Raw genomic sequence first — 14,563 nt, 5'->3', positions numbered from 1 at the left:
AGCGCCGCTCCGGTCCTGGGCGCGGACGGCCGCGTGGCCGGATTGTCGGTGGCGCTACTGGACGTGACCGAGCGGAAGCGCGTCGAGGCGGCGCTGGCGGAGTCCAACCGGCGGCTGAACGCGGTCCTCAACAACGCCACGGTCGCCATCTTCCTCATGGATGAGCGCCAGCACTGCGCCTACATGAACGACGCCGCCGAGCGCCTGACGGGGTACACGTGGCCAGAGACCCGAGGGCGGCCCCTGCACGACGTGATCCACCACACACGTCCCGACGGCAGCCACTATCCGTTGCACGAATGTCCCATCGACCGGGCTTTCCCCGAGAACAACCAACAGCAGGGCGAGGACGTGTTCGTCCACAAGGACGGACACTTCTATCCGGTCGCGTTCACCGCCAGCCCGATCCGGGACGATGAGTCCCGCACGATCGGCACGATCATCGAAGTGCGGGACATCAGCGAAGAGAAGCGCAATGCAGAAGCTCGCGAGCTGCTCATGCGCGAAGTCGACCATCGCGCCCGCAACGTGCTTGCCGTGGCGCAATCGATGGTGCAGCTCACACAGGCGGCGGATCTGGAGAGCTTCAAATCGGCGTTGCATGGGCGCATCAGCGCGCTGGCGCGTGCGCAGACCTCGCTGTCCAAGTCCGCATGGCGCGGGGCGGATCTCAGGCAGCTGGTGACCGACGAGATCGAGACCTTCGCGCACGCGGGCAGCTATGAAATTTCCGGCGCCCCGCTGATGCTCAGACCCGAGCAGGTCCAGCCGCTCAGCATGATCCTGCACGAACTGGCCACCAACGCCGCCAAGTACGGCGCCTTCTCCCATCCGCAGGGCCGGGTGCGGGTAAATTGGGAGGCCACGTCCTTGGGCGACCTGCAGCTCTTCTGGAACGAGAGCAGGACCTCGCGCGCGGGCCCGCCCTCGAAGACCGGGTTCGGGTCCAGACTGATCAACAATCTGGCCAAGCAGCTCGGCGGATCGGTGCAGTTCAGGTGGAAGAGCGACGGGCTGACGGTGGCGCTCGACATAGCGGCCGGCGGATCGACAAGGTCTCAGCTGCCCTGAGCGGCCGCGCGCGGCCGGCGAACCAAACGTCCCGAGAGACGTTTGCCTAGGCTGTGGTGCAGGCGCCGGCGACGGCCCTGCGGGCCGCTGGAGCAGGGGGCGGAATGACGGAGACGGCGCCGAATCCGGCCGAGACGGCTCACGCGCGCACGGCCGCGCCCTTCGGCGATCGCCTGGCGCGGGCGGACTGGTCGGGGACCAGCTGCGGCCCGCCAGAAGCCTGGCCCGAGGCGCTGCGGCACGCGGTCGGCCTGATCCAGAGGTCAGGCTTCCCGATGTTCGTCATCTGGGGCCCGGAACGGACCTTCCTTTACAACGACGCCTACGCCCCGATCATGGGGCAGCGCCATCCGCACGGGTTCGCGAGGCCGTTCTTCTCGGTGTGGCCGGAGGTCGAGGAGGTCATCGCGCCGGTTATCGACGCGGCGCTGGCCGGTCAGGAGAGCTTCTTTGAGGACCTCGAGGTCACGCTGACGCGGTCAGGGGACCCGGAGCGGACCTGGTTCACCTTCTCCTACAGCCCGATCATCGACGAGCACGGCGCTGTCCCGGGCGTGCTCTGTGTCTGTGTCGAGACGACCGAAAATGTCCTCGCGCGGGAAGCCGCCGTGCGGGAGCAGGAGCGCGCGGCGCAACAGGCCCACGTACTGGAGGTTCTGAACACCACCGGGGCGGCCCTGGCCGCCGAGCTCGATCTCGACCGCCTCGTGCAGATGGTCACGGATGCGGGCGTCGACATCACCGGGGCGCAGTTCGGAGCGTTCTTCTACAATGTGATCGATGACGCCGGCGGGAGCTTCCTGCTCTACAGCCTCTCCGGGGCTCCCAAGGAGGCGTTTTCGAAGTTCCCTCATCCCCGTGCGACGGAGGTGTTCGCGCCGACCTTCAACGGCGAAGGGGTCATCCGCTCCGATGACATAACCGAGGACCCGAGGTACGGCCGCAACCCGCCTCATCGAGGCATGCCGGCGGGGCACTTGCCCGTCCGCAGCTACCTGGCGGTGCCGGTGATCTCGCGCTCCGGGGAGGTGATCGGCGGCCTGTTCTTCGGCCACGCCGAACGGGGCGTGTTCAGCGAGACGGTGGAGACCCTGGTGCTGGGCCTCGCCGGCCAGGCCGCCGTGGCGATCGACAACGCGCGGCTCTACCAGGCGGCGCAGTCGGAGATCGCCCGCAGGCGCGCGACCGAGGAGGCGCTGCGCGAACTCAACGAGACGTTGGAGCTGAAGGTGGAGGAGCGGACCCGCGAGCGGGACCGGATATTCCAGCTGTCCAGCGACCTGTTCGCCGTCGCCGGCTTCGACGGCATGCTGAAGGTGGTGAACCCCGCCTGGGAGAAGCTCCTCGGATACAGCCGCCAGGAGCTTCTCACGCGGCCGTTTGTGGAGCTGATCCACCCAGAGGATCACCAGAGCGCCGGCGAAGTGGTCGCCGCCCTCTCTCGTGGCGACGCGACCGTGTCGTTCGAGGACCGCCTGGTGCGGGCCGACGGGACGCCCGTCACAGTCTCCTGGACCGCGGTGCCGGAGGGCGACGTGTTCTACGCCGTGGGCCGCGACGTGACCCTGGAACGCGAGCGTGAAGAACAGCTGCGGCAATCCCAAAAGATGGAAGCCGTCGGCCAGCTGACAGGCGGCATCGCCCACGACTTCAACAATCTGCTCACTGGGATCTTGGGCTCGCTGGAGCTGATGCAGTCCCGGATCCGCCAGGGGAGGACGGCGGACGTGGAGCGCTTCGCCACCGCCGCCACTACGGCGGCGAACCGCGCCGCGGCCCTGACGCACCGCCTGCTGGCGTTCTCGCGCCGCCAGCCGATCGATCCGAAGCCGGTGAACGCAAATCGGCTCATCACCTCGATGGAAGACCTCCTGCGCCGCACCATCGGGGAGGCTGTCTCGCTGGAGATCGTCACCGCGGCGGGGCTCTGGATCACACGCTGCGACGCCAATCAGCTGGAAGGCGCCATCCTCAACCTGGCCATCAACGCCCGTGACGCCATGCCCGACGGCGGACGGCTGACGATCGAGACCTGCAACGCGCACCTGGACAGCGCCTATGCCGCGCGCCAGCGCGAGGTCCGCCCGGGGCAGTACATCTGCATCTGCGTGACCGACACCGGGACCGGCATGTCGGCCGACGTGATCGGCCGCGCCTTCGACCCGTTCTTCACCACCAAGCCGATCGGGCAGGGCACCGGGCTGGGTCTCTCGATGGTTTACGGGTTCGCTCGCCAGTCGGACGGCTACGCCAAGATCTACAGCGAGCCGGGCCAAGGAACGACGATCAAGCTCTATCTGCCGCGCTTCCGGGGCAAGGTGGGCGAGGAGGAGGTCCACGACCTGGATGTCGTCGAGGACCTGCGCACGCACGACGGCGAGGTCGTGCTCGTGGTCGAAGACGAGCAGGCGGTTCGCGACCTGGTGGTCGAGGTCCTGAGGGAGCTCGGGTACAACGCCGTCGAGGCCGCCGACGGACCCGAAGGGCTGAAGCTGGTGCAAAGCCTGCCCCGGCTCGACCTCCTGGTGACCGACGTGGGGCTGCCGGGGCTCAACGGGCGGCAGCTGGCGGACGCGGCCCGGCAGGTGCGGCCGCAGCTGAAGGTGCTGTTCATGACCGGCTACGCCGAGAACGCTGCCGTTAGCCGCGGCTTCCTGGAGGAGGGCATGGCGCTGATCACGAAGCCGTTCCCGGTCCAAACCCTGGCGGCCCGCATTCGAGGGATGATCGAGCAGCCTTAGGACCGCTGCACGGACGCGGCGGCGGCCTACGTGGAGGAGGGCTTCTTCTGAGGAGGCGCCGCCCTGAGCTTGCAGACGGGCGCAGGTCCCATGCTAGCGTGTGCCCCGACACAAGGGGACAGGCGATGAGCGTAGGGCTTCAAGGCGTGGCCGCGGATCCGGATCGGCTGATCCCACCGATGCGCTGATCCAGGAACATTCCGGCGGGATGGACCGCGCCACCTGGATCACCATGGGCGACGACACGGTGAACGGCATGTTCGTGCAGGCCGCCGGGTTGCCGCGCGACGGCCACGTGCTGGATGTGGGCTGCGGCTGCGGGAAGATCCCGCGCGCGCTGGTCGGCTACCTGTCGGCGGAGGGCAGCTATCACGGCATGGACATCGGCGCCGAGGTGATCGACTGGTGCCGGGGAGCCTATTCGGACTACCCGAATTTCCACTTCCACCACGCCGACCTGTACAGCGCCCGCTACAACCCCGAGGGCAGGCACAAGCCGGAGAAGTACCGGTTTCCGATCGCCAGCCGCTCGATCGACCTGGTGTTCCTGGGCTCGGTGTTCACCCACCTGCTGCCGGCCGCCACCAACAACTATCTGCGCGAGATCTCCCGCGTGCTGCGTCCCGGCGGCCAGGTGATCGCCACCTACTTCGTAATCGACGAGGAAGCGCGCGCGAGCCTGGAGAATGGGCGCGCGCAACCGCCATTGCCGTTCACCTTGCCCGACGGCTCCGGCTGCCGTGTGGCCAATCCGAAGGTTCCAGAGGCTGCGATCGGCTACGAGGAGGCCTATCTGCGGCAGGCGTACCGGAAGGCGGGCCTGGAGGGTTTCCGGGTTTCTCAGGGCCGCTGGGGCCGGGGCGAGATCGTCCCGCACTGGCAGGACGAAGTCTGGGCGCGCAAGCCGGCGGAGGGCTCGTGGGTGCAGCGGATGTTCGGGAAGGCGGGCGGCTAGGGGGAAGGGGGCAATGGAGGGGCTTGCACGGGCCCGCATCGCTCTTAGCTCTGCTAGGATCCACTTTCCCATCGGCCGGCGCGGGCTGCCGCCGCGCGTAGAGGCGCGCAGCGAATGAGCCCGTTCCATCATCTGCTGGCCAACAACCTGGTGGCCAACATCACCAACTTCACGGTTTGGTTCGCGCTGACCTTCTGGGTCTACCTGGAGACCCGGTCGGTGTTCGCCACGGGGATGATCGCGGGCGTCTACCTGGTGCTGACGGCGGGGTTCGCCATGTGGTTCGGGTCCCTGGTGGACCATCACCGCAAGAAGCTGGTGATGCTGGGCTCGAGCGTGGTGTCGCTGGTGCTTTACGGCGCCTCGCTGGCGCTGCTGCTGGCCGCGCCGGAGGGGGCGATGCGGGACGTCTCGGCCGTGTGGCTGTGGCTGTTCATCGGCGTGGTGATGCTGGCGGTGATCGCCGGCAACATCCGCAGCATCGCCCTGCCGACCCTGGTGACCTTGCTGGTGCCGGAGGAGCGGCGCGACCGGGCTAACGGGCTGGTGGGGATGGTCAGCGGCATCGGCTTCCTGACCACCTCGGTGATCAGCGGCTTCTTGGTGGCCTGGGGCGGGATGACCGCGACCCTGGCGTTCGCGCTGGCGTTCACGGCGCTGGCTTTCCTCCACCTGGCGCCGGTGCGGATCGACGAGGGGCGCGCGCAGGCCCATCCCGATGCGCCGGCCGAGCCGCGGCGCATCGACATTGCCGGGACCATCGCCGTCGTCGCGGCCGTGCCGGGCCTCTTCGCGCTGATCCTGTTCGCCACCTTCAACAACTTCCTGGGCGGCATCTTCATGGCGCTGATGGACGCCTACGGGCTGTCCCTGGTGGCGGTGCAGACCTGGGGGCTGTTGTGGGGCTTCATCTCCATCGCATTCATCCTGAGCGGGATCGTCATCGCCCGCACGGGGCTGGGGAAGAACCCGCTGCGCACGCTGATGATCGTCAACCTGATCGCCTGGGGCGTCTGCTGCGTGTTCACCCTCCAGTCGTCCATCGTGCTGCTGGTGGGGGGCTGCTTCATCTGGATGCTGCTGGGCCCCTACGCAGAGGCGGCCGAGCACACCACCTTGCAGAAGGTGGTGCCCTACGAGCGGCAGGGGCGGGTGTTCGGCTTCGCCCAGGCGGTGGAGCAGGCGGCCTCGCCGCTGACCGCCTTCCTGATCGGCCCGCTGGCCCAGTTCGTGTTCATCCCGCTGATGACCGACGGGGCCGGCGCCGATGCGATCGGCGACTGGTTCGGGCGCGGTCCGGAGCGGGGCATCGCCCTGGTCTTCACCCTGGCAGGCGTGTTCGGCGTGCTGGCCACCATCGTGGCCTTCAACTCGAAATACTATCGCCAGCTGTCGCGGGCCTACGCCACGGAGGGCGAGGAGCCGAACGCGGCGGCCGCCTAGCTCTGGCGCCCGCCGTCAGCGAAGTAGTGCGGACGCCGGGTGAAGTGGAAGGCGGCGGTCTCCAGGCCGTTCAGGGCGACGGCGATGGCGTGGTAGTCGGCGCCGAATGGGCGGCAACGCGTCTGCATCCGGCGCAACTCGGCGACGAGGGGGCGCAGCTTCTCGAACTCGGAATCCGGGTTGGCGAGGCCGGGATAGGCCTGACGGGTCATGGAGGCTCAGCTTCTGGTCACGACGGGCGCCAACCCGCTTCCCATACGCCGCAAACCCGGCCCGGGTTCAAGGTGCAGCTTGCCGCGCCCTCACGTCGGCTCCGGCACGACTTGGACTGGCGGGAGCAGCTCGCCCGTGAGTGACTGGATGTGGAGCTGGACGGGCAGTCCGGCCGAGCGGAGCGCCAGCCGGCGAGCGGCGCTGATGGCGCTGCTGCGCCGCTCGTAGCGGCCGACCCGCAGGCGCCGCCCGATGATGGTCCAGGCGCCATCCTGCTTAACGACGCCATAGTGGACTTGGCTGGTCATCCGCATCTCCTGTGGCTGAGGCGCACAGTGTGCCGGCCCAAGTGTCGGAAAGGTGACCCTGCGCGGACCGCTTGGGGGCGCAATCTGCGGGCAAGCTGGGCCGCATGAACCACCCGGGGTGCAAGCGCGTTAGCCGACCCTCAGGTGAATCAAATGTTATTTGTTGTCGTGCCGGTTGGCGGGAAGTGGGGCGTCTGTTCTGGGGGCGAGGTGATCGCCACCGCCGGCTCGCCCGAGGCCGCATGGGACCTGGCGGAGAAGGCCGGGAAGGCGCTTCGGCCCGCCGCCAAGGCGGATGCCACGAGGGTCAGCGCGCGGGCCGAGCCGCGATCGTTCCGCAACGAGGATTGAGAAGCGCCGCAGACGCCGGAGTTCTCGGCAGCTTGCAGAGGGCTGGATTTGAACAGGGCGCCTGCGGCCCAGGCTCGATAGCATCCCTTGCCGATCAGAGGGTTAACGCCGCGCCGTCTATCGCTCGCGCCGCAAGCGGTCGGCGGGGACGCGCGCGACGAGCCGCCCGCCGGTCCACAGCTCCACCTCGCCGGCGGCCGGCAGGTCCTTCGCGGACGCGAGCCGCTCGAGAGCCTCGTCATCGGTGACGCACGTGAAGCGGCCGCCCGCCTCCAGGCGGCCGGACGACCGTTCGTAATAAATCCGGTACTCTGGCAATGCGCCCCCCGGCGATGCCGAGACTCGGCGCGCCGCCAAGGCGCGGGTCAAGCGGCGTATCGTCGCAAGTAAATGTGCAGTTTGGCGGGGGGAACGTGCGGGCGGCTTGACCGTTGGATCAAGCGCAGCCGTTCGCGAGCGAGTCCTTGCCCAGCGTCCCACTATTTCCAAGCGCCGTCCGCGACGACGGGTTCCAGCGGGAAGAGTTCTCCCGCGAGTTGATTGCGCTCACCCCGTCGCTGCGGGGCGTGGCGTTCGGGCTCATGAAGTCCGCAGCCGAGGCCGACGACCTTGTGCAGGAGACGCTGCTGAAGGCTTGGCAGGCGCGCACCCGCTTCCAGCCTGGCACCAACTTCAAGGCCTGGGTCTTCACCATCCTGCGCAACTCGGCCAAGTCGCGGTTCTACGTGGCGCGGCGGTTCGTGGGCGATCCGGACGGCCACCACACGGCCGGGCTGTCTAGCGAGCCAGAGCAGGAGTGGCGTCTGCGCTACCAGGACATGCTGGCCGCGCTAGATCGGCTGAAGCCGCACGCCCGCGAGGCGCTGCTGCTGATCGTCGCCGCCGGGCTCAGCTACGAGCAGGCGGCCCAGGTCCTCGACTGCCCGGTGAACACCGTGAAGAGCCGGGTGAAGCGGGCGCGGGACGAGCTCGCCACCGCGTTGGACCCGACAGCGGCGGGCCAGCGGTTCGACTGCGTGAGCGCGGCCTAGCTGAGCCGGCGCGGGGGGCTCGGGCGCAGGTGGCGGTCGAGCAGGGCGAGCAGGGTGTTGGAGACGTTGGGAATCTCCTCGCTCAGGCGCCGGGCCTGCTCGCGGATGCCCACAGGGAAGACATCGCCCCCGTCGCTGATCGCCTGAGCCTGCTGGACGGCGGCGGCGAGGGTGGCGCGCAGGGCCTCGACTTCGTCGCAGGCCAGCGCCTGCGCCTCCTGCCGCAGGTGCTCGATGCGGGCCTGCAGGGTCGGGGCGTCCAGCGGGCGGGCGGGCGCACCGCGGGGGTGGGGCTCGGTCAAACGTATCACCTCGGCAGCAACCGCCCGCCCAGCGATTGAACCGGCCATCCCCGTTCAGGTTGCATCGCCTGTCGCCCGCGATGGGCTGGCGACCGCCTCAGTCGTCGTTGTCGCCGATCAGCTTGCGGACCTGCTCGACCAGCTGGGGGCCGAGGAAGGGCTTTTCGACGAAGAGCGCGCCGGGCACGCCGTAGGCGTCGATGGAACGGCTGGAGGTCTGGCCGCTGACGTAGATCACGGGCAGCTGGGGATCGATCTGGCGGGCGTAGCGGGCGACGTCGTAGCCGGTGGTGCCGGTCCCGAGGTTCACATCGACGATCATGCAGCTGAAGGGCGCCTGGCCCTTCAGCGCCGCATAGGCGTCGCGATCGTTGGTGACGCAGTGCGGCTCCAGGCCCTCGAGGTGCAGGAACTCGGAGATCAGCTCGCAGGCCTCGCGTTCGTCCTCGACGACGAGCACGCGCATGACAGGGTTGGAGATTCGCACTGCGTCCGACATGCCTACCTCAGACCGGGTCCGTAGGGCGATGCGGTTGTGTAGGCTTCCCGACGCAGATGCAAGCGCGGCTATAGGCGGAAGCTGTGGGCGGCCTTGCAACCGAGGCCGGGCTGTCGGAAACCTTGCGCAGGCGCCAGGTGGCGTGGGGGCTTCGCATGCGTAAGGCCGCAAGGACCAAGGCGCTCTACGCCGGCTCGTTCGACCCGATCACCCGCGGGCACCTGGACATCATCGGCAAGGCGCTGAAGACCTTCGATGCGGTGCACGTCGCGATCGGCACCAACGTGCGAAAGGTGCGCACCTTCAGCGTCGAGGAGAGCCAGCGGCTGATCGTGGCGTCGGTCGTCGAGCAGTGGCCGCAGGCGCAGGCGGCGTCCGGCGGAGCGCTGTTCGACGGCGCCCTCGGGGTCGGCGAGTACACCAACCAGAGCCTGATCGCCTATGCGCGCCAGATCGGCGCGAGCCACATCGTGCGCGGCCTGCGCGAGGCCAGCGATTTCGGCGAGGAATTCCGGCTGCACGGCGTCGCCGAGCGGATCGACCCCTCTATCCCCATGGTCCACTTCATCTGCGAGGCCCAGTTCCTGCACGTCTCCTCCAGCATGGCCAAGGAGCTGGACGCCATGGGCGAAGGCATCGGCTGGCTGGTGATGCCCAGCGTCGAGAAGGCGTTCGCGGCGCGGAGGGGGTAGGGCTCATTCCTTTCCCGCGCAGCGGGAGAGGAGTGGATCAGAATTGGAACATTGCTTTGAGCGATCAAGCCGCCGAGGGGCGCGGCCGCGGCATTCGCTGTTGGTGGCCCGCTCGCCGCGCTGGTACCTCTGTCGGCCAAGCAACAAAGAGGGACGCCGATGTTCAAGGGTGTGGATCACGTGGTGATCGCGGTGAAGGATCTGGACGCGGCGGTGGGCCGCTACGAGACCATCTTCGGGACGCCGGTCAGCGAGCGGCGCGAGGCGCCGGCGGCGGGGATGAAGATGGCCTTCTTCCGCTTCCCCGAGTCATTCGTCGAGCTGGTGTCGAACATTGACGACAAGGGCCCCATCGCCAAGCGGCTGGCGGACAAAGGCGAGGGCGTCCACCTGGTCGCGATGCACGTGGACGACCTGGAGAGGACGGTGGCCGAGCTGCGCGGCAAGGGGGTGCGGCTGGTGGGCGATCCGGGCGAGGGCAATCCCATCAAGGGCCAGGTGTTCGTGCACCCGTCCGAGACCGGAGGAGTGCTGACGCAGCTCGTGCAGCGCTGAATCCCTAAGGGACCTCGCGGGTCATCTCGATCATCGTGGGGCGGAAGCCGGCGCGGGCGAACATGGCCTGCGCGGCCGCATTCTTCGCGGCGGTGGAGAGCACAACCCGCGGCGCGCCCAGGTCGGCGAGGGCGGCGAGCGCCGCTTCCAGCAGCGTCTGGCCGACGCGCCGCCGGCGCACGGCCGGATCGACGATCAGGTCGTGCAGCATCCCGGCCGGACCGCGCAGGGCCATGAAGTCGGTCCCCTCGAGCCGGCCGTATGCGTAGCCCACCACCTGACCAGCGTCGTCGGCGACCAGAAGGACGGCGTCTTCCTGGCCGATCTGGCCGGCGAGGAAGCGTCCGTAGCCGCGCTCGGTCCCGGCCTCGGCGGGGAAGAAGCGCATGGCGTCGAACTCATGGTGCGAGGCGACGAGCAGGGCCCCTAGCCGCCCGAGCGCCGGGACATCGGCGGCGACCGCATTGCGCACGAGGACGGGCGCGGCGTTCGGATGTTGCGGCATGTCTTCCACCTGGCTGCCTCCTCCTCTTCTCGAGGAAGGCCGCATCGGGGTGGGCGTGTCCAGCGTCGCCGCCGCTAGGGCGCTCTCAGGCCCGCGATGACCGCGAGAGAGACTGCGACGATTCCGATGCAGATGGCGGCGTAGAGGAGTTGCAGCGCCTTGACCAGGCGAGGGGAGAAGCCCCGGCGCCTCGCCCGGGCGAAGCGGCGCTGCAGCTGCGCGACCCGACTGGGGCGCTCGCGAAGTCGCGGGAGCTGGACGATCTGGCCGGGCGGCATCTGTCCCTCGATCAGACGCCGAGCCTGCCGGGCTTTCGGTTAAGGAGCCGGCGCCGGAACTGGTGAACGGGCGCTGCGGGCGGCGCGGCGCAGGGCCTGGGGTGGGTGGCCGAAGGCGCGCAGGAAAGCCCGGCGCATGCGGCCCGGCTCGCCGAAGCCGGCGGTCTCGGCGATCCGGTCGAGCGAGGCGTGACTGGTCTCGACGGCGACGCGGGCGACCTCCAGGCGAAGGCGTTCGACGGCCTTGGCCGGCGTCGTCCCGGTCTCGGCCGCGAAGGCGCGGGCGAAGTGGCGCGGGCTCATGGCCGCCCGGTCGGCGAGGCGCTCGACGGTCAGCGGCTCGGCGATGTGCTCGCGCATCCAGGCGATCAGCGGCTCGAAGCGGCCGGTGCGGCCGCCGAGCTCCACCAGGGCGGAGAACTGCGACTGGCCGCCGGGGCGGCGGTGGTGGACGACGAGCTGCTGGGCGGTGCGGCGGGCGACCTCGGGGCCGAGGTCGTCCTCGATCAGGGCCAGCGCCAAGTCGACGCCGGCGGAGATGCCGGCCGAGGTCCAGACGTCGCCGTCGCGGATGAAGATCCGCTCGGCCTCCAGCTTCACCTTCGGATAGCGGCGGGAGAAGTCGTCGCCGCTAGCCCAGTGGGTGGTGGCGCGCCGCCCGTCCAGCAGCCCAGCCTCGGCGAGCAGGAAGGCGCCCGAGCAGACGCTGGCGATGCGGCGGGCGTCCGTGCGCTGCAGCCAGCCGACAATCTCGCGGGCGGCGGGCAGCGAGCGGGCGGCGTCGCCGCCGGAGACCATAACCGTGTCGAAGCGCCCGTCCTCGAGGGGGGCGGCGAGCAGGGACAGGCCCGAGGAGCTCGCGACCTGGCCACCGCCGGGGGCCAGCAGGGTCAGCGTATAGCTGCCGGGGCGGAGGCGGTCGGCGATTTCGAAGGCGGCGACGGGTCCGGCGGCGTCCATCAGCTGAAAGCCCGGAAAGATGATGACGGAGATCGCCCGAGGCATGGCAGGAAACGCCCGATTTACGTCGTTTCTGACAGAGGAGCCCTGAGTTACCCCGTCCGCCGAGACATGGAAAGCGGAGCGGCGAGAGATGCGTAGGCGGATGGGAGTGTGGCTGGGGCTTGGCGTGCTGGCGGTGTTCGCCGGCGCCGGCGGGGCCTGGTGCGCATCCCTGCCGCCGGCGCCGCGAATCGCTCAGCCCGCGGCGATCCCGGCCGAGGAGACGGCGGCGACGCTGGCGGCCCTGAAGCCGCCGAAGCGGGCCCGGCCGCTGGTGGCCATCGTCGGGATCAACGACCGCACCGAGGTTACTGACTATCTGATGCCCTACGGCGTCCTGCGCCGCGCCGATGTGGCCGACGTGGTGGCGCTGTCCACCGAGCCGGGGCCGGTGAACCTCTACCCGGCGCTGCGGGTGGAGGCGGACGCGACCATCGCCGAGTTCGAGGCGCAGCATCCGGACGGGGCCGACTATCTGATCGTGCCGGCGATGATGCGGGACGACGATCCCAAGGTGCTGGCCTTCATCCGCAGCCAGGCGGCCAAGGGGGCGACCATCGTCGGCGTCTGCGTCGGCGCAACGGTGGTGGCCGAGGCCGGGCTGCTCGACGGGCGGCGGGCGACGACCCACTGGTGGTCCCTGCGGCCCATGCTGAAGGAGCGGCCGGCGATCCGCTATGCGCCCGACCGGCGCTATGTGGTCGACCGCGGGGTCGCGACGACGACGGGCATCACCGCCTCCATGCCGATGACCCTGACGCTGATCGAAGCCATCGCCGGGCGCCCCAAGGCCGAAGCGGTGGCCCGCGAGCTCGGCGTGACCGCCTGGGACGCCCGGCACGACAGCGGCGCCTTCCGCTTCAACCGCCCCTTCGCCCTGACCGTCGTAGGCAACCGGGCGGCTTTCTGGCGGCAGGAGACGCTGGGGATGGAGATCGACCCGGGCGTGGACGAGGTGGCCCTGGCGCTGGCGGCGGACTCCTGGTCGCGCACCTATCGCTCGAAGGCGGTGACCCTGGCCGACGGCCCGGTGACCAGCCGCAGCGGCCTGCGCATCCTGCCTGACCGGGCCAGCGCCGGCTGGGACGGCGAGCGCCTGCCCCCCGCCCTCTGGAACCGCCCGCCGAGCCAGGCGCTTGACGCCACCCTCGAGGCGATCGCGGACCGCTACGGTCCCCGCACCGCCAATGTGGTGGCGATGCAGCTGGAGTATCCAAAGCGCTGGGCCGACTAGGCTCGGCCCCCCCCCAAACCGCTCATTCCCGGGAAGGCAGGAACCCAAGTTGCGTCCCGGCGAGCACAGATCCAGCATGGGTCCCCGCCTTCACGGAGATGAGCGGTGGGATGGGGACGTCTGTGGCGACATTCGATGCGTTGATCGCGGAGGCGGAGCGGCGGCCACTCGTCGGATGGGACCTCACGCTCGACGGAAGGATCACGTCCGAACGCCCATGGGACTTCAGCCAGCAGGTGGCCAGTGTCGCTGAGTGTTCCCCGGACCTGCTGGACATGGGGACTGGCGGCGGAGAGTGGCTCGCACGCCTGCCGCACCGGCCCGCACGTACAGTTGCGGTAGAGGGGTGGCCCCCGAACGTTTTGGTGGCGCGTCGGCGGCTGGAGCCGCTCGGCGTGGCGGTGTTCGAGGTGGAGCCGGCGGCGCCCAACGTCGAGCAGACCGAATGCGGCGAGGGCGGCGCGCTGCCGTTCGACGACGCCCGCTTCCAGCTAATCACCGCTCGCCACGAGGCGTATCTCCCGACTGAGGTGCGGCGGGTGCTGGCTCCCGGCGGCCGCTTCCTGACGCAGCAGGTGGGCTCGGGGGCCTCGGACGATCTCTACCGGCTGTTCGGCGTGGAGCCGCCGAAGGACCCTGTCGCCTGGACCCTCGAGTTCGCCGTCGGGCAACTGGAGGCGGCGGGGCTGGTGGTCGAGGAGGGCGAAGCGGGCGCGGAGGTCATGACCTTCGCCGACGTGGGTGCGCTGGCCTGGTACCTGAAGAACGTCCCGTTCGTTTACCCCGAGTTCTCGATGGCCGCGGCGCGCGAGCGGCTCCGGGAGCTGCATTCGGCCGGTCCCATCGTGGTGCGCCAGCCGCTGTTCCGGATCGCGGCGCGGCGGCGCTGACCCAGCCCGGGCGCCCGTCGTCGCGGGGACTGGCCCCGGCCCGATTTCGGCCCAGCGGGCGCCCCGCGGGGGTCGCATTGGGGCTTACAGGTGCGGGCCTGGCCGGGGGGCGAAGCCCGAAAGGACTACCCGAATGCGTTCGATCCTGCCCCTGCTGGCCGCCTTCGCCATGGCGGCGCCCGCCGCAGCCCTCGCCCAGGCCGCTCCGAGCTCCGCTACCGCCGAAGCCGCCGCGCCGGCGGCCGCCGGAAAGGCCACGGCGTCCGCCGCCGCCGCAGACGTCGCCGCTGGGCAGTCCGTGAAGGACAAGACCGGCGCGGTGATCGGCCAGGTGGCCGAGGTGAAACCCGACGCCTCCGGCAAGGCCACGGCGACGATCAAGATGGGCGCCGACACCTTCGCCGTCGACACCGCCGCCCTGGCGGTCCAGGACGGGGCCGCGGTGATCAACGCCACCCAGGCCGAAATCCAGGCGATGCTGAAGAAGTAGGCG

At 69.8% G+C, this 14,563-nt stretch carries 17 protein-coding genes; 10 read left to right on the top strand and 7 right to left on the bottom strand.

Annotation, left to right across the window (positions count from 1 at the left end):
* The 4 genes from VHK87_RS06360 to VHK87_RS06345 form a co-directional block, all read left to right on the top strand.
* On the top strand, positions 1–1,071 hold a 1,071-nt coding region (locus VHK87_RS06360), incomplete at its 5' end, for a PAS domain S-box protein (protein WP_329634059.1).
* Positions 1,072–1,175: 104 nt separating this feature from the next.
* Entirely contained in the window at positions 1,176–3,812 is a 2,637-nt protein-coding gene (locus VHK87_RS06355) for a GAF domain-containing hybrid sensor histidine kinase/response regulator (RefSeq protein WP_329634058.1), read from the top strand.
* 208 nt (positions 3,813–4,020) lie between these two features.
* Positions 4,021–4,767 carry a class I SAM-dependent methyltransferase gene (locus tag VHK87_RS06350; protein WP_329634057.1) on the top strand — a complete coding sequence of 249 codons (747 nt, stop codon included), beginning with the start codon at positions 4,021–4,023 and terminating at the stop codon, positions 4,765–4,767.
* Between the two features lie 114 nt (positions 4,768–4,881).
* Positions 4,882–6,210: an MFS transporter gene (locus tag VHK87_RS06345; RefSeq protein ID WP_329634056.1), complete on the top strand. Its 1,329-nt coding sequence runs from the start codon at positions 4,882–4,884 to the stop codon at positions 6,208–6,210.
* Here the strand turns inward: VHK87_RS06345 and VHK87_RS06340 are convergent.
* From VHK87_RS06340 to VHK87_RS06330, 3 genes are all read right to left on the bottom strand, one after another.
* Complete coding sequence (locus tag VHK87_RS06340) at positions 6,207–6,422, bottom strand: hypothetical protein (protein ID WP_329634055.1); 216 nt, start codon at positions 6,420–6,422, stop codon at positions 6,207–6,209. The two genes, VHK87_RS06345 and VHK87_RS06340, sit on opposite strands and share 4 nt — an antisense overlap.
* Positions 6,423–6,512: 90 nt before the next feature.
* Positions 6,513–6,731, bottom strand: a complete 219-nt coding sequence (locus VHK87_RS06335) for a hypothetical protein (protein WP_329634054.1) — start codon at positions 6,729–6,731, stop codon at positions 6,513–6,515.
* 468 nt (positions 6,732–7,199) lie between these two features.
* Complete coding sequence (locus VHK87_RS06330; protein WP_329634053.1) at positions 7,200–7,451, bottom strand: hypothetical protein; 252 nt, start codon at positions 7,449–7,451, stop codon at positions 7,200–7,202.
* Between the two features lie 95 nt (positions 7,452–7,546).
* Here VHK87_RS06330 and VHK87_RS06325 point away from each other — a divergent pair, with 95 nt between their 5' ends.
* The gene (locus tag VHK87_RS06325) at positions 7,547–8,113 is read left to right on the top strand and encodes a sigma-70 family RNA polymerase sigma factor (protein ID WP_329634052.1); all 567 of its coding nucleotides are present in this window, start codon (positions 7,547–7,549) and stop codon (positions 8,111–8,113) included.
* On the opposite strand, the gene VHK87_RS06320 is transcribed toward VHK87_RS06325, so the two are convergent.
* The gene (locus tag VHK87_RS06320; RefSeq protein WP_329634051.1) at positions 8,110–8,415 is read right to left on the bottom strand and encodes a hypothetical protein; all 306 of its coding nucleotides are present in this window, start codon (positions 8,413–8,415) and stop codon (positions 8,110–8,112) included. The genes VHK87_RS06325 and VHK87_RS06320 overlap by 4 nt on opposite strands.
* 97 nt (positions 8,416–8,512) lie before the next feature.
* A complete protein-coding gene (locus VHK87_RS06315) occupies positions 8,513–8,914 on the bottom strand; it encodes a response regulator (protein WP_329634050.1) in 402 nt (133 codons plus the stop codon).
* Between the two features lie 155 nt (positions 8,915–9,069).
* On the opposite strand from VHK87_RS06315, the gene coaD reads away from it, so the two are divergent.
* Entirely contained in the window at positions 9,070–9,606 is a 537-nt protein-coding gene (coaD, locus tag VHK87_RS06310; protein WP_329634049.1) for a pantetheine-phosphate adenylyltransferase, read from the top strand.
* 159 nt (positions 9,607–9,765) lie between these two features.
* Positions 9,766–10,161, top strand: a complete 396-nt coding sequence (locus VHK87_RS06305) for a VOC family protein (RefSeq protein ID WP_329634048.1) — start codon at positions 9,766–9,768, stop codon at positions 10,159–10,161.
* Between the two features lie 4 nt (positions 10,162–10,165).
* Here VHK87_RS06305 and VHK87_RS06300 read toward each other — a convergent pair whose 3' ends face one another.
* Complete coding sequence (locus tag VHK87_RS06300) at positions 10,166–10,666, bottom strand: GNAT family N-acetyltransferase (RefSeq protein WP_329634047.1); 501 nt, start codon at positions 10,664–10,666, stop codon at positions 10,166–10,168.
* A gap of 317 nt (positions 10,667–10,983) precedes the next feature.
* Complete coding sequence (locus tag VHK87_RS06295; protein ID WP_329634046.1) at positions 10,984–11,949, bottom strand: GlxA family transcriptional regulator; 966 nt, start codon at positions 11,947–11,949, stop codon at positions 10,984–10,986.
* 88 nt (positions 11,950–12,037) lie between these two features.
* On the opposite strand from VHK87_RS06295, the gene VHK87_RS06290 reads away from it, so the two are divergent.
* The 3 genes from VHK87_RS06290 (at position 12,038) to VHK87_RS06280 (ending at position 14,560) form a co-directional block, all read left to right on the top strand.
* Positions 12,038–13,180, top strand: coding sequence for a DJ-1/PfpI family protein (locus tag VHK87_RS06290; RefSeq protein WP_329634045.1), 1,143 nt, complete (start codon positions 12,038–12,040; stop codon positions 13,178–13,180).
* Positions 13,181–13,278: 98 nt separating this feature from the next.
* Positions 13,279–14,070, top strand: a complete 792-nt coding sequence (locus tag VHK87_RS06285; protein ID WP_329634044.1) for a class I SAM-dependent methyltransferase — start codon at positions 13,279–13,281, stop codon at positions 14,068–14,070.
* Positions 14,071–14,203: 133 nt separating this feature from the next.
* Positions 14,204–14,560, top strand: coding sequence for a hypothetical protein (locus VHK87_RS06280; protein ID WP_329634043.1), 357 nt, complete (start codon positions 14,204–14,206; stop codon positions 14,558–14,560).
* The last annotated feature ends 3 nt before the right edge of the window (positions 14,561–14,563 follow it).

The organism is Phenylobacterium sp. (assembly GCF_036263695.1).
In the GTDB taxonomy this organism is placed as follows: domain Bacteria; phylum Pseudomonadota; class Alphaproteobacteria; order Caulobacterales; family Caulobacteraceae; genus Phenylobacterium.
Note: the sequence above shows the minus strand (reverse complement) of the source record. Positions and strands in the feature narration are given on the sequence as shown.